Origin of the sequence: Burkholderia sp. EMB26 (assembly GCF_024730645.1) — a bacterium.
Taxonomy (GTDB): domain Bacteria; phylum Pseudomonadota; class Gammaproteobacteria; order Burkholderiales; family Burkholderiaceae; genus Burkholderia; species Burkholderia cenocepacia.
The window spans coordinates 3,332,580-3,354,949 of sequence record NZ_CP078070.1; the positions used below are offsets into that span (position 1 = coordinate 3,332,580).

Below are 22,370 nucleotides of genomic sequence, written 5' to 3' on the forward strand. Positions count from 1 at the left end.
TGCCGTCATGGACACTTCGTGCATCGTTTCTCCTGCTTCGCCAGCCCGCGACGTGCGCGGGCCGGCCCATCGCTGGCGCGTGCTGGCCGCCGGCGTCGCCGCGAACATGAGCTTTTCGGCCGCCGCGGCCGGCATTCCGACCACGGCCGTGTGGATGCGCTCGGCCTATCACCTCGACAACGGCGCGCTCGGCCTCGTGCTCGGCGCGCTCGGCTTCGGCGTCGCGCTGTCCGAGCTGCCGTGGGGCATCGCCGCCGACCGCTTCGGCGACCGCCGCGTGCTGCTGACCGGGCTCGTCGCGACGGCCGCGATGCTCGCGCTGATGGTGGGCACGGTCGTCCCGACCGCGCACGCGGCGCCGCCGCTGATGCGGGTCGTCGCGGCCATGTGCTGCATCGGCCTGCTCGGCGGCAGCGTCAACGGCTCAAGCGGACGCGCGGTGATGCGCTGGTTCGGCGAGCGCGAACGCGGGCTCGCGATGAGCATCCGCCAGACGGCCGTGCCGCTCGGCGGCGGTCTCGGCGCGGCGCTGCTGCCGTCGCTCGCGTCGCATGCCGGCTTCGCCGCGGTGTTCGGGGCGCTGATGCTGCTGTGCGCGGGATCGGCCGCGCTCACCTGGCGCTGGCTGCACGAACCGCCTGCCGAGCCGGCCGCGGCGCCCGTCGCGACGCGCCGCATCGCCCAACGGCCACCGACCGCCGGCCACGCGCGCAACCCGCTCGCGAGCGGCCCCGTGTGGCGCATCGTGCTCGGCATCGGCCTGCTGTGCGCGCCGCAATTCGCGGTGCTCACGTTCGCGACGGTGTTCCTGCACGACTTCGGCCGGCTCGGCCTGGCCGGCATCAGCGCGGCGATGGTCGCGCTGCAGCTCGGCGCGATGGTGATGCGGGTGTGGAGCGGCCGCCATACCGACCGGCACGGCAATCGACGCGCGTACCTGCGCGGCTCCGTGTTCGTCGCGGCCGGGGCGTTCACGCTGCTCGCGGCGGCGACGGCCGGCAGCCCGCATGTGCCGCTCGCCGCGATCGTCGCGATTCTCGTGTTCGCCGGCATCTGCGTGTCGGCGTGGCATGGCGTCGCGTACACGGAGCTCGCGACGCTCGCGGGCGCGGACCACGCGGGCACCGCGCTCGGGATGGCGAACACGATCGTCTACCTCGGACTGTTCGCGACGCCGCTCGCGATTCCGCCGCTGCTCGCCGCGAGTTCGTGGAGCGTGGTGTGGCTCGCGGCCGCGCTGGTCGCGGGCGCGACCTATCCGCTGTTCGCGGCGAAATAACCACCGCCCGTTTCACTCGGACGTCGCGGCAAGGACCCGCGACGCCCGCTCCCCCGTCAGGCCGCCTCGCGCGCCAGCGCGCGCCGCGCGGCCGGCCGTTCGGCCTCGCGCTGCGCATGAGCGGTCCATGCGGGATGCCGCGTCATGTCGAGCCCGATCGCGACGCCCCACCGATACAGCACGAGCAGGAACGGATCGACGATCGAATGCGCGCCCGGCTCGGCCCACGTGCGCCCGTCGGCCAGCAGGGCTTCGATCGACGCGTTCGCGACCTCGATCGTGCCGCGCCCATGCGCGCTGATCGCGCCGTGCAGCGCCGGATCGTCGATGAAGCGCCCCGGCCGCCACAGCGCGCCATACCCGACGCCGTGCACCCAGCCGACCAGCCACGCGAGCCATTCGTGGCAGCGCGCCTCGCGCAGCGGATCGTCGAGCGGCAGCAGTTGCGCGTCCGGATAGCGGCGCGCGAGATACGTGAGGATCGCCGGCGTTTCGGTCAGCACGCGCGGCTCGCCCGGAATCGCGAGCACGGGCACGCGCGCCTTCGGGTTGATCGCGAGATAGCGCGCTTCGAGGTTCTGCTGTTCGCGCACGGACACGATTTCGACGTCGAACGGCGCGCCGGTTTCCTCCAGCGCGATGTGGGCGGCAAGCGAGCAGGCGCCCGGCGAAAGGTAGAGACGATAGGCGTTCATGGCGGTGTGGCCCGATGGGGCTGTGGAAGACGGAACCGAGTGTAGGAACGCGTACCGATACGCGGCAAACGATGAATTGTCGTGCTCGGACATTAGTGTTACTAATACCCGTATGCGACGCATCCACCTCCCTCCGCTGCAGACGCTGCGCGCGTTCGAAACCGCCGTGCGGCTGCAGAGCTTCACGCGCGCGGCCGACGAGCTCGCGCTCACGCAAGGCGCGGTCAGCCAGCACATCCGCGCGCTCGAGGCGCAGCTCGGCTATCCGCTGTTCACGCGCGAGCGCAACGGTGCGACGCCGACGCACGCCGCGCATGCCCTCGCACTGCAGGTTCGCCAGGGCCTGAGCGTGCTCGAACGCGCGTTCGAACCCGCGCTGGCGGTGCGCCGCCGCCCGCGCACCTGCGACGTGACGCTGAACGTCAGCGTGCTGCCGAGCGTCGCCGAGCGCTGGCTCGCGCCGCGCCTGCCGCGCTTCTCCGCCGCGCATCCGCACATCTCGATCGCGCTGCATCCGGACGTGGCGCTCGCGCCGCTGCGCAAGCGCGACCGCATCGGCGTCGCGCTGCGCTACGGGCCTGGCACCTGGCCCGGCGTCGTCGCCGAGAAGCTGATGAACGAGACGATCTTTCCGGTCGCGAGCCCCGCCTACCGCAATCGCGACGGCATCGCCCCGCGCACGCCGGCCGACCTCGTCCGCGCGACACTGCTGCGCCATCCCGCGCAACCGTGGGAACCGTGGTTCCAGGCCGCGCGGCTCGACCTCACCGAATCCGCGCGCGCGCCCCGTTTCAGCGATACGAACGCGCTGATCGACGCGGCGCGGCAAGGCCGCGGCGTCGCGCTCGCGCGCCGCTCGCTGATCGAGCCCGAACTCGCGGACGGCACGCTCGTGCGCGTGTCGACGGTGCGCATCGCCGACGTGTATGCGCACTACGTCGTATGGCGCCCCGGCCATCCGCACGAGGCGGCGATCCGCACCTGGCTCGACTGGCTGCGCAGCGAAGTGCGGCGCAGGACGCCGCGGCGCTGACGTCGCGGCTCACGCACGCGTCGGCATCGCCACCTTGTCGAGCGTGATCGGCAAGTCGCGCACCCGCACGCCGGTTGCGTGATAAACCGCATTGGCGATCGCGGCCGGCACGCCGGTGATGCCGATCTCGCCGATGCCGCGAATGCCGAGCGGATTGAAATGCGTGTCGCTTTCGTCGACGAAACTCACGTCGAGCGCGCCGATGTCCGCGTTCACGGGCACGTGATATTCGGCAAGATTCGCGTTCGTGAAGCGGCCGCGGCGCACGTCGAGATGCGAACCCTCCTCGAGCGCGGTACCCAGTCCCCACACCATTCCGCCGATCAACTGGCTGCGCGCGGTCTTCGCGTTGAGCAGACGCCCGACGCTGTACACGCCGACGATGCGCGGGACGCGGATCGTGCCGAGCTCGGCGTCCACGCGCACTTCCGCGAACACCGCGCCGAACGAATGAGACGCGTAGCGCGACTTCTCGTCGCCCGGCTTCGTCGTCGCCTGCGCGTCGATCGGTCGACCGCCCGCGCGCGCGAGCACCGCCGCGGCCGGATCGCGCCGCGACGGCGCGCCGCGATGCACGATCCAGCCGTTGTCGACCGTCACGTCATCGGCCGCGGCGCCGTGCAGCGGCGACCCCGGATCGGCGATCGCCAGCGCGATCAGCTTCGCGCGCGCCTGCCACGCGGCCTCGCGCACGGCCGGCGCCACGCTCGCCGCCGACTGCGAGCCGCCCGATACCGGCGCGCGCGGCAGGCTGGAATCGCCGAGCACGAAGCGCACGTTCCGCGGCGCGAAACCGAGCGCATCGGCCGCGACCTGGGTCATCACGGTGTAGGTGCCGGTGCCGATGTCCTGCGTGCCCGACGCGACTTCGGCCGTGCCGTCCGGCAAGATCCGCGCACGCGCCGACGCCTCGCTGCGGTTCGCCGGATACGTGGCGGCCGCCATCCCGAGGCCGATCAGCGTGTCGCCGTCGCGCATCGTGCGCGGCGCGCCGGCACGGCGCGACCAACCGAAGCGCTGCGCGCCGACGCGGTAGCATTCGCGCAGCGCGTTGCTCGACCATGGCTTGCCGTCCTGCGGATCGACTTCCGCGTAATTCGCGAGCCGCAGCGCGACCGGATCCATGCCGAGCCGCCACGCAAGCTCGTCCATCGCCGATTCCAGCGCGAACGAGCCGGACGCCTCGCCGGGCGCGCGCATGAACGTCGGCGTGCCGACGTTCAGCGACACGATCCGGTGCGTGGTCGCGTGGTTCGGCACCACGTACAGGATGCGCGACGGCATCCCGCAGGTCTCCATCCAGTCCTCGAACGTCGACGTGGTGGCGATCGTGTCGTGGCGCATCGCCGTCAACGTCCCGTCCTGGCGCGCGGCCAGCACGATGCGCTGCTCGGTGAACGGCCGCCCGCCGACCGGGCCGAACATCTGCGGCCGCGTCAGCGCGAGCCGAACCGGGCGCCCGACCTGCTTCGCCGCCATCGCGCACAACGACACGTGCGACCACGACGAACCCTTGCAGCCGAAGCCGCCGCCGAGGAACGGCGAAATCACGCGCACCTGCTCCGGTGCGATGCCGAAGACCGCGGCCACCGCCGCGCTCGCGCCCGACACGCCCTGCGTCGCATCGTGCAGCGTGAGCATCGGGCCGTCCCAGCGCGCCATCGTCGCGTGCGGCTCGATCGGGTTGTGGTGCTGCATCGGCGTCGTATAGGTTGCGTCGATGCGCACCGCGCCTTCGCGCAGGCCGGCATCGAGGTCGCCGCGCTGCGTGTCCATCGCACGCCCCTGCTGTTTCGGCGGCACGCGCGCGCCGTGCTTCGCCTGCGCGAAATCGAGCACGGCCTCGCTCGCGCGATAGCGCACCTGCACGGCGTTCGCGGCGTCGGTCGCCTGCTCGAGCGTCTCGGCGACGACGACCGCGACGGGCTCGTTGCTGTAGCGCACCGTGTCGTCCTGCAACAACGTGAGCCGGCGCCCGGCGGGCGGCGACAGCGGCGGCCGGCCGCCGTCGGGCAGCCGCATCGCGTTCTCGTGCGTGATCACGATCAGCACGCCCGGCATCGCGCGGGCGCGCGCCGCATCGATCGATTCGATGCGCCCGGATGCGATCGTGCTCGTCACGAGCACCGCGTGCGCGAGCCGCGCATCGGCAAACTCGGCCGCGTAGTGCGCGCCGCCCGTCACCTTGAGTACGCCGTCGACACGGTCGAGCGGCTGTCCCGTCAACGTGTTCATGCGACACCTCCCGTCGTGGCGGCTGCCGTTGCGACCGCACGGACGATCGCCCGCTGCGCGAGCGCGACCTTGAATCCATTGCCGTCGAGCGGCCGCGCATCGCGCAACGCCAGCGCGGCCGCCTCGCGCAGCGTCGCGTCGGTCGGCGTGCGGCCCGCGAGATGCGCTTCCGCCTCCAGCGCCCGCAACGGCTTGTGGGCGACGCCGCCCAGCGCGATCCGCGCGTCGGCAACGTGCGGGCCGTCCATCCGCAAGGCGGCCGCGACCGACACCAGCGCGAACGCGTAGCTCGCGCGATCCCGCACTTTCAGATAGTGCGCATGGTCGGCGAAGCGCGGCGGCGGCAAGTCCACCGCGGTGATCAGCTCGCCCGGTTCGAGCGTCGTGTCGAGATCGGGACGATCGCCCGGCAAGCGGTGAAACGACGCGATCGGAATCTGCCGTGCGCCGCGCGGGCCGCTCACCTGCACGACGGCGTCGAGCGCGGCGAGCGCGACGCTCATGTCCGACGGATTCACCGCCACGCAGTGCGGACTGGCGCCGAGGATCGCGTGCATCCGGTTGTGGCCGCCGATCGCCGCGCAGCCGCTGCCCGGCTCGCGCTTGTTGCACTGCGCGAACGCGGGGTCGTAGAAATACGGGCAGCGGGTGCGCTGCATCAGGTTGCCGCCGACGGTCGCCATGTTGCGCAATTGCGCGGACGCCCCGGCGAGCAACGCCTGCGACAGCAGCGGATAGCCGGCGCGCAGGCGCGGATGATCGGCCGCATCGCTGTTGCGCACGAGCGCACCGATGCGCATACCGCCGCCGGGCAGCGCATCGACCGTATCGAGGCCCGCGATCCGCGTGATGTCGATGAGCGTGACGGGCCGCGCGACGCCGCCCTTCATCAGGTCGAGCAGGTTCGTGCCGCCGCCGATGAAGGCCGTGCCGGGCCGCTGCGCCGCGCGCACGGCGCCGGCGACGTCGGTCGCGCGCTCGTAGGAGATCGCTTCCATTGCGGTGCCCTCCGTCGGCTAGCCGTGCGCCGCATGCGCGGCGCGCACGGCGGCGACGATGTTCGGGTACGCGCCGCACCGGCACAGGTTGCCGCTCATGCGCTCGCGGATCTCGTCGTCGGACAGGCGCGCGGGGCGACGCCGCACGTCGTCGGTGGCGGCGCTCCCGGCGCCGGCCGCGAACTCGTCGAGCAGCGCGGTCGCGGAGCAGAGCTGGCCGGACGTGCAGTAGCCGCACTGGAACGCATCGTATTCGACGAACGCGCGCTGCACCGGGCTCAGCACGCCGTCGCGCGCCAGCGCTTCGACGGTCGTGATCCGCTCGCCTTCGTGCATCACCGCGAGCGTCAGGCATGCGTTGATGCGCCGCCCGTCGACGAGCACCGTGCACGCGCCGCACTGCCCGCGGTCGCAGCCCTTCTTCGTGCCCGTGAGGCCGGCGTATTCGCGCAGCGCGTCGAGCAGCGTCACGCGCGGTTCGAGCTGCAGCGTGTACGCGCGCCCGTTGATGTCGAGACGCACGGGCTGCGCCGGCGCCGTATCGCGGCGCGGCGCGGCCGGCTGCGCTGCCGCGTGCGGCGGCTGCGAATGAACGTGCGATGCGGCGCTGACGGTCGCGGCAGCCGCCGCGGATTGCAGGAAGCGGCGCCGCGCGGCGCTGGACGGCGTATCGTGCGGCAACGGCGGCGCCACGGGATGGCCGGGCCCGAGCGGCGACGGGGCGGCATCGCGCGCCGGTTCGGCGGACGGAGAATCGGATCGATCGCTGGACATGGCTTGTGCTCGCTCCATGGTGGAGGGACGCGGATGTGCCGCTCGTACCCGGAAGGCAGCGCGGTCGGCACGCGGATCGGCAAACGAGCAATTCCGGTGCCGCGCCACCGCGGGAAGCCGCGCCCCTGCAGCGTGCCGGCGCCGGGCCGCGGCGCGCACATGCGACCGCCAGGCTCGGGCGCCCGAGATCGCGCGTTCATGACGCCACGCTGGCGCGCGGCTGGCAGTTCACCGACGAAGCGGCAATAACGCCCGGTTTTCGGGCGAAACCGGCCGCCCGTCGATCGCAAGTTGCCGATCGCATCGCTGATGGCGCGCATGGCGGCCGCTTCGCGGTGGCCGGGTTGGGAAGTTGCGCGCCGTGTAAATGCGCGCAGCATCCGCGTCTGCTGGAAAATTCCGCCATGCGTGCAGGCGGATCGCCGCGAAGGCGCGCGGTCGGCCTGACGAAAACATGTCGCGATCGCGCCCCGATCGCCAACGATTCACCGAAACGTCGCATCGCGGCGGCATACTCGAAAACGTTTCCCGATCAGCCTGCCAGGAGAGAGAAGTCATGCGTCGCGTTTCCGTCGCCGTCGTTCTGTGTGCCGCCGTATTCGTCGCCGCCTGCAGCGACGACGCACCGCCCGACGCTCACGCGACCGACGCCGCGCCGCAGGCCGGCGCATCGAGCGGCGCCGCCAGCGCGTTCAACAGCGACGCGCCCGCGAACGCCGCCGCATCCGATGCCGCGCCGCTCGCGCCGCCCGTCGTGCACTACCCGCCCGATGACGACGACGATGCGAAGCCCGCCACGAACGCGGCCGCATCGAGCGCCGCCGCCTCGTCGCCGGGTTGATTCCTTCGTAACCTGACAGGAGTCGGCACCGCTCGCACAGAGCAGCAGGCGCTCGTGCGGAGGCGTGACGGGTATGACGTGACGGTGGGGTGGACGGCGGCGCAAACGGCACGTTCGCGCGCCGCTTCGCGAGCCACATCGAGAACGGCCGGCCGAGCGATTCAGCGCCGGCCGGCGTCAGGCCGGCGCGTCATCGGCGCGACGGTGCCGCATGCCGCGGCAGCCGCCGCGCAGCCTGCCCGTCAGACCGCGTGCGCGAGCGCGCGATCGACGAGCGCGGCCTCGAAGCCGTCGTCCGCGTCGCGAAAGCGCAGCGGCGCCGCGCAATGCACCAGCGTGTCGATGAAGTATTTCGCGCGCGGCCACGGCCCGAAGCCGGCCGCGGTGTTGATGTGCCCGGCGTCGCCGAGGTTCACGAACGCGCTGCCCAGGCGCTGCGCGAGCGTGCGCGCATCGGCGAGCGGCATCCACGGATCGGTCTCGCTGCCGATCACGATCGACGGCACCGCGAGCCGGCGCGCGTCGAACGGCCCGGCAAACGTGAATTTCTTCGGGCTGGCCGGCGCGACGAACAGCACGCCCGCGACATCGCCCACGTGCGGCCACTGCGCGAGCGCATGCGCGGCCGCGAGGCAGCCGAAGCTGTGCGCGGCGAGCACGAACGGGCCGCGCTCGCGATCGAGCAGCGCCCGCACCGATTGCGCCCAGCCCGCGAGATCGGGCGCATCCCAGTCGTGCTGCTCGACGCGCAACGAGCGCGGGAACTGCCGCTCGAGCCAGGTCTGCCAGTGGGCGCCTTCGCTGCCGTGCAGGCCCGGAACGGTGACGAGCCGCGGCGGCCACGCCGATTTGCTGCATGCGCGCATGATTGCCCTCGCTTGCTTGAAGACGAGGTTCGATTGTGGCGCCGGGTACGCGGCGGCCGAACCAATATTTTGTGCTTTGCTTTTGCACGACCGGTGCCGCGGTGGCGGCCGGTGGCCGCGTGACGGCGGCCCGCACCGGCCGCCCGTCCCGCACGACGGCGCGATGTGCCGCGAAACCGTAGAATGTGGGCTTCCCGTCAGCTTCACACGGAACCGGTCCCCGCGCCGACGCGCCGGGCCGCTCGTCAGGAGACGCCCGATGTCCGCTACGTCCGCCGGTGCGCTGCACCCGGCTTCGCTTGCCGTTCCCGCGGCGCGCCTTGCCGGCGCGCGCGCCCTCACGCAATGAAGATCCTGTTCTACTCGCCGCATCAGGACGCCGGCGCATGGCGCGACGAGATCGCGCATGCGCTGCCGGAAGCCGAACTGCGCGCATGGCAGCCGGGTGATACGGCCGCCGCCGACTACGCGCTCGTGTGGCGCCCGCCGCGCGAGTTGTTCGCGCCGCGCGACGGCCTGCGCGCGATCTTCAACCTCGGCGCGGGTGTCGATGCGCTGCTCGCGCTCGACCGCGCGCATCCGGGCACGCTGCCCGCGCACGTGCCGCTGGTGCGGCTCGAGGATTCGGGCATGGCGCGGCAGATGGTCGAATACGTGACGCACGCGGTGCTGCGCTACCTGCGCCGTTTCGACGAATACGACCTGCAGCAGCACGAGCGCCGCTGGCAGCCGCTCGAGCCGCATGCGCGCGCGAACTTCACCGTCGCGGTCCTCGGGCTCGGCGTGCTCGGCGCCGAGGTCGCCCGCGCGCTCGCCGCCCTCGGCGTGCCGGTGCGCGGCTACAGCCGCAGCGCGAAGCAGCTCGACGGCGTCACGACCTTCGCCGGCGACGGCGCGTTCGACGCGTGCATCGACGGCGCGAAGGTGCTCGTCAACCTGCTGCCGAGCACGCGCGACACCGACGGCATCCTGTCGTCGCGCGCATTCGCGCGGCTCGCGCCCGGCGCGTACGTCGTCAACGTCGCGCGCGGCGCGCATCTCGTCGAAGCCGACCTGCTCGACGCGCTCGCGAGCGGCCAGGTCGCCGCGGCCACGCTCGACGTGTTCCAGCACGAACCGCTGCCGGACGACCATCCGTTCTGGCGTACGCCGCGCATCACGATCACGCCGCACAGCTCGGCCGAGACGCTGCGCGCGGAAGCCGTCGAGCAGATCGCCGGCAAGATCCGCGCGTTCGAGCGCGGCGCGCCCGTCAGCGGCATCGTCGACTACGCGCGCGGCTACTGAATTCCGCCACAAAGAGAGAAACCAGGAGACAACCATGACGTTCCCCACCGCCGTCAAGATCGTCGAAGTCGGCCCGCGCGACGGGCTGCAGAACGAGAAGACCTTCGTGCCGACCGACGTGAAGATCGCGCTCGTCGACCGGCTGTCGCGCGCCGGCTTCCGCAACGTCGAGGCCGCGTCGTTCGTGTCGCCGAAATGGGTGCCGCAGATGGCCGACGGCGCCGACGTGATGGCCGGCATCGAGCGTCGCCCGGGCACCGTGTACTCGGTGCTCACGCCGAACCTGAAGGGCTTCGAGAATGCGGTCGCGGCACGGGCCGACGAAGTCGTGATCTTCGGCGCGGCGAGCGAGGCGTTCTCGCAGCGGAACATCAACTGCAGCATCGCCGAGAGCATCGCGCGCTTCGAGCCCGTCGCGAAAGCCGCGAAGGATGCGGGCCTGCGGCTGCGCGGCAGCGTGTCGTGCACGCTCGGCTGCCCGTACCAGGGCGAGGTGCCGGTCGCGTCGGTGGTCGACGTCGTCGAACGGTTCGCCGCGCTCGGCTGCGACGAGATCGACATCGCCGACACGATCGGCGTCGGCACGCCGAAGCGCACGCGCGAAGTGCTCGCGGCCGTCACGCGCGTGTTCCCGCGTGAACGGCTGTCGGGTCACTTCCACGACACCTACGGCCAGGCGCTCGCGAACATCTACGCGGCGCTGTTCGAAGGGATCGAGATCTTTCACGCATCGGTCGCGGGCCTCGGCGGCTGCCCGTACGCGAAGGGCGCGACCGGCAACGTCGCGACCGAGGACGTGCTGTACCTGATGCAGGGCCTCGGCATCGAAACCGGCATCGACCTCGCGCAGGTCGTCGCCGCCGGCGATTTCATCTCGAACGCGATCGGCCGCGCGAACGTGTCGCGCGCCGGTCGTGCACTGCTCGCGAAAGCACGGAGCGCGGCCGACGCCGCGAACTGCGTCTGATCGCGCCACTCCACGGATTCATCAACATGACGACACCCGCTTCATTCGATTCCCTCCCCGATTCCGCGCGACGCGTCGCGCTGCTGCTGCGCGAGCGCGGCCATGCGAAAGGCATCGTGATGCTCGCCGAAACCGGCAAGACGTCGGCCGAGGCCGCGGCCGGGCTCGGCTGCTCGGTCGCGCAGATCGCGAAGTCGATCCTGTTTCGCCGGCAGGCCGACGGCGCGCCCGTGCTGGTGATTGCGAGCGGCGTCAACCGCGTGGACGAAAGGAAGGTCGCCGAACAGGTCGGCCCGGTCGGCCGCGCGGACGCGAAGTTCGTGCGCGACAACACCGGCTATGCGATCGGCGGCGTCTGCCCGATCGGCCATCTGGTCGAACCCGTCACGCTGATCGACGCCGACCTGCTCGCGCTCGACAGCCTGTGGGCCGCCGCCGGCCATCCGCACGCCGTGTTCAACCTGTCGCCGCACGAACTCGTGTCGCTCACCGGCGCGCCGGTCGCGGACGTCGCGTTGCGGGAGTCCGCGTGAGCAACGTGACGATGCCGGTCGCCACGGTCGCGTCGCCGTGCACCGACGTCTGCCGGATCGATCCGCGCACCGACTGGTGCGCGGGCTGCCTGCGCACGCGCGGCGAGATCAAGGGATGGCGTACGTCGGACGACGACGCGCGGCGCGCGCTGCTCGCGCGGCTCGACGCACGGCGGCGCCTGATCGCGGGCAGCGAGACATAAAAAAAAGCCGTTCAGCCTCACGGGCGAACGGCATCGAGATCGGAATCCTGTGAACGTGATCAACGTCACAGCCCGCATCATACGAGCGACGCGGCCGCATCGCATCGGGTGTTTCCCTACAACTTCTTACAGCGCTTTTCCGAGTGCGCGCGGCGTCCGCTGGGCGTCGTTTCAACCGCAATCTCCGTTCCCCACTCGCCCCTTCGACGGCCGCTGCATGAGCCCGCCACGGCGCCGAATCGTCTGACCGTATCAGTTGCCGACCGCCGTGCGACGCGCCGGCACGATGCGCCAGCCGAGGTTCACGCCGGCCGCCGCGAGCAGGATCAAGAGCGCGCCGACCACCTGCGTCCACGCGAGCGTCTGCCCGAACGCGACGCGATCGACGACGATCGCAACGACCGGATAGACGAACGACAGCGCGCCCGTCATCGCGGTCGGCAGCTTCTGGACCGCGCCGTACAGCAGCACGTACATCAGCCCGGTGTTGACGATGCCCAGCACGATCAGGTCGGCCCATTGCCCGACCGTCGCCGGCAAGGTGTCGAAGTGTGCGAACGGCGCAAGCAGCAGGACGCCGAGGCCGACCTGCAGCAGTGCGAGCAGATGCGGCGGCGTGCCCTTCAGGTGCTTCGTGATGATCGACGAGATCGCATACAGGAACGCCGCACCGAGCGACAGCGCGACCCCTTCCAGGTATTCGCCGGGCACCGCGAGCACGGCCGGCTCCACGCGCACCACGAACACCAGCCCCGCGAACGCGAGCACGAGCCACGCGACCGTCGACGCGGTGATCCGCTCGCGGAACACGATGGCGCCGAGCGCGACGAGCATGAACGGCTGGGTGTTGTAGACAGCGGTCGCCATCGAGATCGACGCGCGCGAATAGGCGGCGAAGAGCAGCAGCCAGTTCGCGACGATCGCGAGGCTGCCGAACATCGTGAGCACGAGCATCCGCGGCGAGAACAGCGAACGGCGCAGGAAACCGAACGCCGCACAGACGATCGCGAGCGTCGCCGTGCCGAATACGCAGCGGAAGAACACGACATTGGTCAGCGGCTGCTGCGACGACATCACGAGCCAGCCGATCGTGCCGGACATCAGCATCGCGACGATCATCTCGGCGGCGCCGCGGCGAATTTCATTCGTGGCCATCAGGAACTCCGTTGAAGAGAGTGGATGACTTCGATTCTAGAAACTTGCTTTCGCCGCAACCACGGCTAAACTGAAGTGAATCAGCCGATTCACCTTCGAAAGCAAAGCAATCATGCCGAAACGCCTTTCCCCGCCTGCCGTCGCGTCGCTCGACGCGACCGACCGCGCGATCGTCGCCGCGCTGGCCGACGACGCCCGCATCGCGACCAGCGAACTCGCCCGGCAGATCGGGTTGTCGGCGCCCGCGACCGCCGACCGCGTGCGGCGGCTCGAGGCGCAAGGCGTGATCGCCGCGTTCACAGTCGAGCTCGACCCGCGCGCGCTCGGCTACACGCTGCAGGCGATCGTCCGCGTGAAGCCGCTGCCGGGCCAGTTGCATCTGGTCGAGGAGTTGCTGCGGCGGATTCCCGAATTCGTCGAATGCGACAAGGTCACCGGCGACGACTGCTTCATCTGCCGGCTCTACCTGCGCACGATCGAGCATCTCGACGACATCCTGTCGAAGGTGACGGAGCGCGCGGAGACGAGCACCGCGATCGTGAAATCGACGCCCGTGCCGCGCCGCCTGCCGCCGCTCGTCGAAGACGAGCACGCGCACCGCTGAGCCGCGAGCGGCACGCCCCGCCGAGGCGCGGGCGACCCGCGCCGGCCGCCTGCAGGCACCGTCACGCAGCCGCGTCGCGCGCGTCGAAGAACGCGAGCAGTTCGTCGATCAGCGCGGCGGGCGCCTCTTCCGGAATGTAGTGCCCGCACTCGAGCGCACGGCCGCTGACGTCGCGCGCGACGCGCCGCCATTCGTCGAGCGGATCGAAGCAGCGGCCGACGATCCCGTGCTCGCCCCACAGCACGCGCAGCGGGCACGCGACCTTGTTGCCGCGTTCGAGATCCGCACGGTCGTGCTCGAGATCGATCGTCGCCGACGCGCGGTAGTCCTCGCACATCGCGTGCACGGCGCCCGGCTGCGCGAGCGCCGCCCGGTACGCGTCGAGCGCCTCCGGCGCGAACGGCGCCAGCCCGGCCGACCGGTTGCCCATCACGCGCTCGATGTACGCATCGGTGTGCGCGCCGACCAGCGTCTCGGGCAGCGGCTCGGGCTGGATCAGGAAGAACCAGTGGAAATACGCGGTCGCGAACGCGCGATCGGTTTTCTCGTACATCGCGAGCGTCGGCGCGATGTCGAGCAGCATCATCCGCTCGACGGCATCCGCGTGATCGAGCGCGAGCCGGTGCGCGACCCGCGCGCCGCGATCGTGCGCGCATACGTGGAAATGCTCGAAGCCGAAATGCCGCATCACGGCGACCTGGTCCGCCGCCATCGCGCGTTTCGAATACGGCGTGTGCCGCGCGTCGCTCGGCGGCCGGCCCGATGCGCCGTAGCCGCGCAGGTCGGTGGCGATCACCGTGAAGTGATTCGCGAGCGTCGCGGCAACGCGATGCCAGATCATGTGGGTCTGCGGATGGCCGTGCAGCAACAGCAGCGGCGGCCCCGTGCCTCCTTTGACACCGAAAATGTCGGTGTCCTGCACCGTCACGCGAAACGGTGCAAACGCCTCAAACGACATGGTTTGTTTCTCGTTGGTTTGTTATGGCGGCTATTTTAGGAGCGCCGGCGCGTCTTCACAGCGGGGTAAGCACCCGAAACCATAGAAAGAGAACACTCACTCGATTGCCGGCACACCGCGCAGTTTGTTAAGCTCGCGTAGAATCGCACGACCGTTCGTATTAATATGAACGAACGCATTCCACAGCTACACTCGAATCACCGTCCGACCGCAACGCCCCCGGAGACTGGAGACATCACATGGCATTGCCCACCGTCCTGCAGAACCTGACGCTCCCCGTCATCGCGTCGCCGATGTTCATCGTCAGCTACCCCGAACTCGTGCTCGCGCAATGCAAGGCGGGCATCGTCGGCTCGTTCCCCGCGCTCAACGCGCGCCCGGCCGAACTGCTCAACGAGTGGCTCACGCAGATCCAGTCGGAACTCGCCGACCACAAGGCGAAACATCCCGATGCGGTGATCGGCCCGATCGCGGTCAACCAGATCGTCCACCAGTCGAACGCGCGGCTCGAACACGACGTGCGCGTGTGCGTCGAGCACAAGGTGCCGATCTTCATCACGAGCCTGCGCGCACCGGCGCGCGAGATCGTCGATGCGGTGCACAGCTACGGCGGCATCGTGCTGCACGACGTGATCAACCTGCGCCACGCGCAGAAGGCGCTCGAAGCGGGCGTCGACGGGCTGATCCTCGTCGCGGCCGGCGCCGGCGGCCACGCGGGCACGACGTCGCCGTTCGCGCTGGTCGGCGAAGTCCGCAAGATCTTCGACGGTCCGATCGTGCTGTCCGGCTCGATCGCGAACGGCGGCTCGATCCTCGCCGCGCAAGCGATGGGCGCCGACTTCGCGTACATGGGCACGCGTTTCATCGCGACGCAGGAAGCGCACGCGATCGACGACTACAAGCACGCGATCCTGAACGCGAAATCGTCGGACATCATCTACACGAACCTCTTCACGGGCGTGCACGGCAACTACATCCGCGAGAGCATCGAGAAGGCCGGCCTCGATCCGGACGCGCTGCCGGAATCCGACAAGACCAAGATGAATTTCGGCAGCGACAAGACGAAGGCGTGGAAGGACATCTGGGGTGCGGGCCAGGGCGTCGGCCTGATGGACGACCTGCCGAGCGTGGGTGCGCTCGTCGAGCGGCTCAAGCGCGAATACGACGACGCGAAGGCGCGGCTCGGCATCCCGCGCTGACGGAGGCGGCGGCCATCGCGGCCGCCATCGACGCGAAATCGTCGAGCCAGGCAAAAAGCGCGAACCGCAGCGGTTCGCGCTTTTTTTATTGCCCCGCCGCGGCGGACGATGCGGGTCAGACCGCGCGCTTCATCCGCGTGATCGGCAGCACGCGCAGACGCGCTTCGATGGACGGGCACAACGACTGCCCTTCGAAGCGCGCAGCCAGGAAGTCGACGAACGAGCGCACCTTCGCGGACACGTGACGACGGCTCGCGTACACCGCGTAGATCGGCGCCTCGTGCGGCGGCACCGAATCGAGCAGCACCGGCACGAGCCGGCCCGACTCGATGTCGTCGCCGACGACTTCGGTGCCGAGCAGCGCGATGCCCGCGCCGGCGAGCACGGCCGCGCGCAGCCCTTCGAGATGGTTCACGATCAGGTTGCCGTTCAGGCTCACGCGCGACGCGGCGGCCGCGTCGATCACCAGCGAATCGAGCATCGTCGAATTCGAATCGCGCCGCAGGTAGTTGTGGTTCGCGAGGTCGGCGATCGTCTGCGGCGTGCCACGCTTCTCGAGATACTCGGGCGACGCGACCAGCAGGATGTGCGCGGTCGCGATCTGGCGCGCGACCAGCGACGACGATTTCAGGCCGTTCGGCGCCGCGCGCACCGCGACGTCGTAGCCCTCCTCGATCAGGTCGACCACGCGATCGGAGAGCGTCATGTCGACCGTCACGTCCGGGAACCGACCCGCGTAATCGGTGACGGCCTGCATCACGTGCCGCAGCCCGAACGCGGACAGCGACGTCACGCGCAGCCGGCCCTGCGGCACCACGCTCGCGGCGCCGACGGCCTGACCGGCTTCGTCGAGTTCGGACAGCGCCTGCACGAGGCGCTCATAGTATTCACGTCCGGCCTCGGTGGGCGCGACGCGTCGTGTCGTGCGATGCAGCAGCCGCGCGCCGAGCTGCTGCTCGAGGTGCATCACGTGCTTGCTCGCCATCGCCGCCGACATCTGCATGCGCTCCGCCGCGCCGACGAAGCTGCCCACTTCGACGACGTAGCGAAACACATTCATGCTGACGAGGGTATCCATCGAACTAGCTCGCAATCCCGGGGGAATCAACCAATTACGAGATAGGGTAACAAAGGCGAGGAAACAGAAAGGTCAAGAAAGGCAAAACGGCGCCGCGGGTGGCGGCGCCGTTTCGGGCGGGAAAACATGCAGCCAAAACGCGCGATTGACGCGCGCGGCCGGCGCGCCGATCGCGCGTGCGCGTCAGAACTTCGCGCGGATGCCTGCGCCGAACGTGTTGCCGGTCGACAGGCCGCTGATGTGGTCGTTCATGTAGGCCGCGTAGACGTCGGTGCGCTTGGACAGCGGATAGTCGTAGCCGACGGCCCAGGTCTGGCGCGTCTGGTCGAGGCCGCCCGCGTCGCGCGAGTACGCATACGACGCCATCGCGTTGCCCACGCCGAGCGGCACCGACACGCCGCCCTGCGCGGTGTTCACGTGCCAGCTGCCCGCGACCTGGTCGTTCTTCGTGTACATGTACTGGCCGAACAGCTTCACGAGCTTCAGGTCGTAGGTCGCGCCGACCAGCGCGATGCCCTGGCTCTTCATGCCGGTCACGAGCGCGCTCAGATCCTGCGGGCCGTTGTTGAAGTTCACGTACTGATAGACGGCGGTCGCCGCGAACGGGCCGTTCGCATAGTTGAACTGCGCGCTCCACTTCTTCGAACGGTTGTCGCCGGCCTGGTTGCCGAGTGCGTACATCGCGCCGAAATTCAGGCCACCGAACGAAGGCGACGTGTACGACAGCGCGTTGTTCCAGCCCGAATCGCCGACCGCGCCCTGGTCGCTCGGATAGGTCGGGAACGTGCCGAGGCCGAGGAACACGTGGTACACCATCGGCGAGAAGGTGTACGAGTCGTAGAACGGGTTGAACAGGATCGTCGACAGGAACAGGTGCGTCGTCAGGCGGCCTGCCGTCACCGTGCCGTACGGCGAGCTGATGCCGACGTACGCGTTGCGCGCGAAGAACGTGTCGCCCTGGAAGCGGCCGTACTGGCCGTTCTGCGCGCGGAAGAAGCTCTCCATCGTGAAGATCGCCTTGTAGCCGCCGCCGAGGTCCTCCGCGCCGTGCAGGCCCCAGTACGACGTCGACATGCCGCCACCCGACACGTTCCACGCACGATTGCCGCCCGGGAACTTGGTGGCGCCGACCCATTCGTCGACCTGACCGTAGAGCGAGACGCTCGACTGCGCATGGACGGGGGCGGCCGCCACGCAGGCGGCTGCGGCGATCAGCTTGACGGACGTGCGCGACGCACGGCGAGCGAATGCTTTCATGGGATCTCCAGGTTTTGTCGAATAGTCGATAAGTGGCGCGAGCGTTGTTTTTTGGAGCCGAGTGCTTGCGTCGTATGGGGCGCAGCCATCTTTACGGATCATTCGTCCGGTCAAAATTGCGCACACTTATTGCTGGTATAGCGCCAGCCTTAACTTCGCGGAACGTATCCATGGCCGGATGCACGGCGGCGGCCCGGCGCGAACGCGGTCGCACGGGCGGGCGGCGGCGTGGCATGCGCGTGCCGGGCGCGAAAGATAGCGCAATGCGGCGGGAAAATCAGCGGAAATCTGCGCGCGACTGTGGCGAATTCGCATCAGCCGGCGGGGGGACGCGCGCCGGGGCGCTCAGTTTCGGTAGAACGGGGAGAAAAACGGCGAGTGCGCAGGCTCTTCCTGCGAGCGGGGCGGCGGCATCGGACGACCGCCGCGCTCCTCGTTGTAGCGGGCGACGTCGGCGCGGATCGAACCGGCGCGCAGCGGGACGTTGCCGCCGCCCGGCGGGCGCGGCATCTGGCGGACCTCGGCGCTGATCGGCCGATACGGGCTTTGCGCGGCGTAGTGGCCGTACGACGGCGTCGGGCGCAGCCCCCAGCGGGAGCCGGAGCCGCTGACGCCGCCGGGACGTACGCCGGCAGGCGGCGCGGCGCGGCGCCAGACGGGACCGCCGGCGGCCGCCTGGCCGTACGCGCGCATGTCGCCGCCACCGAAGCCGTGGCCGCCGAACCCGTGACCGCCATGGGGCGGCTGGGCGAGCGCGAGCGGCATCAGCAGCGTGCCGAGCACGCCTGCCACCCATCGTCCGATCTTCCGTTTCACCCGTTCCGTCATCGTTCCGTGCCCATCGACGCCCGCCGTCGGCTCCTTTCGGCCGACCCAAGGCTTTCAGCAGTAATTTATGAGCGGGCGGAAAGTGTGTCGAGCCAAAAAGTGTTATGTCGCCGGCATCGGTGTAACACCATGTTACTGCTAGGTTTTTTCACTTCGGGGCGCGATCGCGGCAGAACATTCTTCTGCCGTTTTGCGGGGGCCGGACAGGTGTGGCGGACGCCATTGCATGCAACGGATTCATCAATCGATTCACACAATGAATTTGTGTAGTGAATCGCCAACCGGGACAATGACGCCATCCGCGCGCGCGACGCGCGCCTTTGCCGCCCGTGCTGTTTCCGAATCGAGTTCCCGATGGCCCGTCCCCGTTTTCTTCCCGACAACTTCACGCTCGCGCTGGTCGGCACCGTCGTGCTCGCGAGCCTGCTGCCCTGCCGCGGCCCGGCCGCCCATGCGTTCAACTGGGCGACCAACATCGCGGTCGGCCTGCTGTTTTTCCTGCACGGCGCGAAACTGTCGCGCGAAGCCGTCGTCGCCGGCGCGACCCACTGGCGGCTGCACGCGGTCGTGCTGCTCAGCACGTTCGCGCTGTTCCCGCTGCTCGGCCTCGCGCTGAAGCCCGTGCTGCAGCCGCTCGTCACGCCGACGCTGTATGCGGGCGTGCTGTTCCTGTGCACGCTGCCGTCGACGGTCCAGTCGTCGATCGCGTTCACGTCGATCGCGAAGGGCAACGTGCCGGCCGCCGTGTGCGCGGCATCCGCGTCGAGCCTGCTCGGGATCTTCGTCACGCCGGCGCTCGTCGGGCTGATGATCACGTCGCAATCGGCCGCCGCCGCGTCGCCGTGGAGCACCGTCGGCAGCATCGTGATGCAGTTGCTCGTGCCGTTCATCGCCGGCCAGTTGCTGCGGCCCGTGATCGGCGGCTGGATCGACCGCAATCGCGGCGTGCTGCGCTTCGTCGACCAGGGTTCGATCCTGCTGGTCGTCTACGTCGCGTTCAGCGAGGCCGTCAACGAGGGGCTGTGGCACCAGATTCCGCCGCGCGCGCTCGGCGGGCTGCTGGCCGTCAACCTCGTGCTGCTCGCGATCGCGCTGCTGCTGACCGCGTTCGTCAGCAAGCGGCTCGGCTTCAACCGAGCCGACCAGATCACGATCATCTTCTGCGGCTCGAAGAAGAGCCTCGCGGCCGGCGTGCCGATGGCGAAGGTGATCTTCTCGGCGAACGCGGTCGGCGCGATCGTGCTGCCGCTGATGCTGTTCCATCAGATCCAGCTGATGGCGTGCGCGGCGCTCGCGCAGCGCTGGGGCGCGCGCGACACGAGCGGCGAGCAGGACGAGGGTGATGCGACGGCCACGTCGGGCGCGTTGAGTACCGGCAAGCGCTGACGTGTCTCCGGGGGGCCGGATGGCCGCCGCTGGCGGCCTCCTGCCTCCTGCCTCCTGCCTTCCGCCCCTTCCAGCCACACCCCAACGCGCTCGCAGCGCGATGCACCAACAACGCCCATCGCGTCACGAAATCTTCATTCAATTCTCCGCGAGCGATGCCGTTAAGTCGGGCGTCCCGTCGATTCGGCTGCCCTCGCCCATGCCCGCGCTTCCCTCCGATTCCGCTGTCGCCCGCACCACGCGCCTGATCGCGGATCGCGCGCTCGCCGCCGTGTTCCAGCCGATCGTCGACCTCGGGTCGGGGACGGTCGTCGGTTACGAGGGGCTGATCCGCGGCCCGCGCGGCACCGACCTCGAACCACCCGCCGCGCTGTTCGCGCAGGCCGCGCGCGAAGGCGAAACCATCGCGCTCGAACGGGCCGCCGCGCTCACCTGCCTCGACGCGTTCGCGGCGCTCGGCTGCGACGGCAAGCTGTTCCTCAATTTCAGCGCGGGCACGATCCTCACGCTCGCCAGCGAACGCGAGCGCACCCGCCAGTTTCTCGGCCGTGCGCGCGTCGGCGCCGAGCGCATCGTGATAGAGCTCACCGAGCAGAACGCGATTCCCGACGTCGCGCACATCGGGCCGGCGGTCGCGTCGCTGCGCGACGCCGGCATCCAGTTCGCGCTCGACGACTACGGCACCGCGAACGCGAGCATGAACCTGTGGCTGCGCCTGCATCCGGACGTCGTGAAGATCGACCGTTTCTTCATCCACGACATCGCGCGCGACCCGCTCAAGTTCGAAGCGGTGAAGGCGATGCAGCACTTCGCGCAGGCGAGCGGCGCGCAGCTGATCGCGGAAGGCATCGAGAACGAATGCGACCTGATCGTCGTGCGCGACATGGGCATCTGCTGCGTGCAGGGCTTCCTGCTCGGCCGGCCGAACGCGCAGCCGTCGCGGGTGGTCGCGCCGGCCGCGCGCGACGCGATCCGCGCGCCGCACATCGCGGTGTTTCCCGGCGTGACGCGCGCGGTGCGGCCGGCCGGCACGATCGCCGGGAAGATGCTCGTACCCGCCCCGGCGCTGCCGCGCGACGCGACCAGCAACGACGTGCTCGAGCTGTTCAACCGGATGCCCGACCTGCACGCGGTCGCGCTCGTGGAACGCGGGCGGCCGGTCGCGCTCGTGAATCGGCGCGGCTTCATCGACCGCTTCGCGCTGCCGTATCACCGCGAGGTGTTCGGCAAGAAGCCGTGCCTGCAGTTCGCGAACGATGCGCCGCTGATGATCGACGTCGCGACCACCTTCGAGCAGCTCGCGATGCTGCTCGCGAGCCACGACCAGCGCTATCTCGCGGACGGCTTCGTGATCACCGACCACGGCCGCTATGTCGGGCTCGGCACCGGCGAGAGCCTCGTGCGCGCGGTGACCGAGATGCGCATCGAGGCCGCGCGCTACGCGAATCCGCTGACGTTCCTGCCCGGCAACATCCCGATCAGCGCGCACATCGACCGCCTGCTCCAGCGCGACGCCGGCTTTCATGCGTGCTACGTCGACCTGAACCAGTTCAAGCCGTTCAACGACCAGTACGGCTACTGGCAGGGCGACGAAGTGCTGAAATTCGCCGCGACGGTGCTGGCCGGCGTGTGCGACCCGCAGCGCGACTTTCTCGGCCACGTCGGCGGCGACGATTTCCTCGTGCTGTTCCAGCGCGACGACTGGCGCGAGCGCGCCGCCGACGCGATCGCGCGCTTCAACGACGGCGCGCAGCTCTTCTACACGCAGGCCGACCGGCAGGCGGGCGGGCTGCGCGGCGAGGATCGCCACGGCAACCCGGCGTTCTTCGGCTTCGTGACGATGGCGATCGGCGCGGTCGGCGTGCCGGCCGGCGCGCACGGCGCCAAACGCTACGGCAGCGACGAGATCGCGTCGGTCGCGGCGCTCGCGAAGCGGCGGGCGAAGCAGCAGCCGGACGGGCTCGCGGTCGTCGATCTCGATGCCGGCCGCGCCGCGCTGCGCCATCGCGGCGAACCGCCGGCCGTGGCGGTGGCGGCAGGCTGAACCGCGCGCTGCCGCGGACGCACGGAACAGCTAGACGCCTGCGCACCGTGCGAGGAAACCGATGCCGGTGCGACGCAAGGTTCGGCGGTTGCGCCGCCGGCCCTCATCGTCGCGCGCGAAGTCCACGGGGCAGCACGCCTTCATGCGCGC

General features: G+C 70.0%; 21 protein-coding genes. 11 read left to right on the plus strand and 10 right to left on the minus strand.

Annotated features, from left to right (window positions below; translation table 11 throughout):
• Positions 1-7: 7 nt before the first annotated feature.
• On the plus strand, positions 8-1,279 hold the full coding sequence (locus KU887_RS15685) for an MFS transporter (protein ID WP_258250475.1): 1,272 nt from the start codon (positions 8-10) through the stop codon (positions 1,277-1,279).
• Positions 1,280-1,335: 56 nt separating this feature from the next.
• Here KU887_RS15685 and KU887_RS15690 read toward each other — a convergent pair whose 3' ends face one another.
• Entirely contained in the window at positions 1,336-1,974 is a 639-nt protein-coding gene (locus tag KU887_RS15690) for a glutathione S-transferase family protein (RefSeq protein ID WP_006495458.1), read from the minus strand.
• A gap of 112 nt (positions 1,975-2,086) precedes the next feature.
• Here KU887_RS15690 and KU887_RS15695 point away from each other — a divergent pair, with 112 nt between their 5' ends.
• Positions 2,087-3,007, plus strand: coding sequence for a LysR substrate-binding domain-containing protein (locus tag KU887_RS15695; RefSeq protein ID WP_062911146.1), 921 nt, complete (start codon positions 2,087-2,089; stop codon positions 3,005-3,007).
• A 9-nt stretch (positions 3,008-3,016) separates the two neighbouring features.
• On the opposite strand, the gene KU887_RS15700 is transcribed toward KU887_RS15695, so the two are convergent.
• Genes KU887_RS15700 through KU887_RS15710 form a run of 3 tightly spaced genes read right to left on the minus strand, consistent with a single transcriptional unit; the run spans position 3,017 to position 7,014 of the window.
• Entirely contained in the window at positions 3,017-5,242 is a 2,226-nt protein-coding gene (locus KU887_RS15700; RefSeq protein ID WP_258250476.1) for a xanthine dehydrogenase family protein molybdopterin-binding subunit, read from the minus strand.
• Positions 5,239-6,240, minus strand: a complete 1,002-nt coding sequence (locus KU887_RS15705) for a xanthine dehydrogenase family protein subunit M (protein WP_006495461.1) — start codon at positions 6,238-6,240, stop codon at positions 5,239-5,241. Before KU887_RS15705 ends, KU887_RS15700 begins: the two co-directional genes overlap by 4 nt.
• A gap of 18 nt (positions 6,241-6,258) precedes the next feature.
• Complete coding sequence (locus KU887_RS15710; RefSeq protein WP_258250477.1) at positions 6,259-7,014, minus strand: (2Fe-2S)-binding protein; 756 nt, start codon at positions 7,012-7,014, stop codon at positions 6,259-6,261.
• A gap of 556 nt (positions 7,015-7,570) precedes the next feature.
• On the opposite strand from KU887_RS15710, the gene KU887_RS15715 reads away from it, so the two are divergent.
• Positions 7,571-7,855 (plus strand): hypothetical protein, encoded by a 285-nt coding sequence (locus KU887_RS15715; RefSeq protein WP_006493376.1) that lies wholly within the window; start codon positions 7,571-7,573, stop codon positions 7,853-7,855.
• Between the two features lie 242 nt (positions 7,856-8,097).
• On the opposite strand, the gene KU887_RS15720 is transcribed toward KU887_RS15715, so the two are convergent.
• Positions 8,098-8,721, minus strand: coding sequence for an alpha/beta hydrolase (locus KU887_RS15720; RefSeq protein ID WP_006488647.1), 624 nt, complete (start codon positions 8,719-8,721; stop codon positions 8,098-8,100).
• A 345-nt stretch (positions 8,722-9,066) separates the two neighbouring features.
• Between KU887_RS15720 and KU887_RS15725 the strand changes: the two genes are divergently transcribed.
• Genes KU887_RS15725 through KU887_RS15740 form a run of 4 tightly spaced genes read left to right on the plus strand, consistent with a single transcriptional unit; the run spans position 9,067 to position 11,711 of the window.
• Positions 9,067-10,008: a glyoxylate/hydroxypyruvate reductase A gene (locus KU887_RS15725; RefSeq protein WP_077055829.1), complete on the plus strand. Its 942-nt coding sequence runs from the start codon at positions 9,067-9,069 to the stop codon at positions 10,006-10,008.
• A gap of 34 nt (positions 10,009-10,042) precedes the next feature.
• A complete protein-coding gene (locus KU887_RS15730) occupies positions 10,043-10,975 on the plus strand; it encodes a hydroxymethylglutaryl-CoA lyase (protein WP_034201288.1) in 933 nt (310 codons plus the stop codon).
• 26 nt (positions 10,976-11,001) lie between these two features.
• Positions 11,002-11,508 carry a YbaK/EbsC family protein gene (locus KU887_RS15735; protein ID WP_006488642.1) on the plus strand — a complete coding sequence of 169 codons (507 nt, stop codon included), beginning with the start codon at positions 11,002-11,004 and terminating at the stop codon, positions 11,506-11,508.
• Positions 11,505-11,711, plus strand: coding sequence for a DUF1289 domain-containing protein (locus KU887_RS15740; RefSeq protein ID WP_060214925.1), 207 nt, complete (start codon positions 11,505-11,507; stop codon positions 11,709-11,711). The genes KU887_RS15735 and KU887_RS15740 overlap by 4 nt, the downstream gene beginning before the upstream one ends.
• 252 nt (positions 11,712-11,963) lie before the next feature.
• On the opposite strand, the gene KU887_RS15745 is transcribed toward KU887_RS15740, so the two are convergent.
• Positions 11,964-12,866 (minus strand): DMT family transporter, encoded by a 903-nt coding sequence (locus KU887_RS15745; protein WP_006488637.1) that lies wholly within the window; start codon positions 12,864-12,866, stop codon positions 11,964-11,966.
• A gap of 112 nt (positions 12,867-12,978) precedes the next feature.
• Between KU887_RS15745 and KU887_RS15750 the strand changes: the two genes are divergently transcribed.
• Complete coding sequence (locus KU887_RS15750; protein ID WP_006495467.1) at positions 12,979-13,470, plus strand: Lrp/AsnC family transcriptional regulator; 492 nt, start codon at positions 12,979-12,981, stop codon at positions 13,468-13,470.
• Between the two features lie 61 nt (positions 13,471-13,531).
• Here the strand turns inward: KU887_RS15750 and KU887_RS15755 are convergent, their stop codons facing one another.
• Complete coding sequence (locus KU887_RS15755) at positions 13,532-14,428, minus strand: alpha/beta fold hydrolase (RefSeq protein ID WP_258250478.1); 897 nt, start codon at positions 14,426-14,428, stop codon at positions 13,532-13,534.
• Between the two features lie 239 nt (positions 14,429-14,667).
• Here KU887_RS15755 and KU887_RS15760 point away from each other — a divergent pair, with 239 nt between their 5' ends.
• Positions 14,668-15,627, plus strand: a complete 960-nt coding sequence (locus KU887_RS15760; protein WP_062911142.1) for a nitronate monooxygenase family protein — start codon at positions 14,668-14,670, stop codon at positions 15,625-15,627.
• Positions 15,628-15,742: 115 nt separating this feature from the next.
• Here the strand turns inward: KU887_RS15760 and KU887_RS15765 are convergent, their stop codons facing one another.
• From KU887_RS15765 to KU887_RS15775, 3 genes are all read right to left on the minus strand, one after another.
• Positions 15,743-16,705, minus strand: a complete 963-nt coding sequence (locus KU887_RS15765) for a LysR family transcriptional regulator (RefSeq protein ID WP_006488650.1) — start codon at positions 16,703-16,705, stop codon at positions 15,743-15,745.
• 183 nt (positions 16,706-16,888) lie between these two features.
• Positions 16,889-17,962, minus strand: a complete 1,074-nt coding sequence (locus KU887_RS15770) for a porin (protein ID WP_077189585.1) — start codon at positions 17,960-17,962, stop codon at positions 16,889-16,891.
• A gap of 345 nt (positions 17,963-18,307) precedes the next feature.
• Positions 18,308-18,790 (minus strand): hypothetical protein, encoded by a 483-nt coding sequence (locus tag KU887_RS15775; RefSeq protein ID WP_034201267.1) that lies wholly within the window; start codon positions 18,788-18,790, stop codon positions 18,308-18,310.
• A 354-nt stretch (positions 18,791-19,144) separates the two neighbouring features.
• On the opposite strand from KU887_RS15775, the gene KU887_RS15780 reads away from it, so the two are divergent.
• Positions 19,145-20,176, plus strand: a complete 1,032-nt coding sequence (locus KU887_RS15780) for a bile acid:sodium symporter family protein (RefSeq protein ID WP_006482179.1) — start codon at positions 19,145-19,147, stop codon at positions 20,174-20,176.
• A gap of 199 nt (positions 20,177-20,375) precedes the next feature.
• Positions 20,376-22,220 (plus strand): phosphodiesterase, encoded by a 1,845-nt coding sequence (locus KU887_RS15785; protein WP_080322958.1) that lies wholly within the window; start codon positions 20,376-20,378, stop codon positions 22,218-22,220.
• The last annotated feature ends 150 nt before the right edge of the window (positions 22,221-22,370 follow it).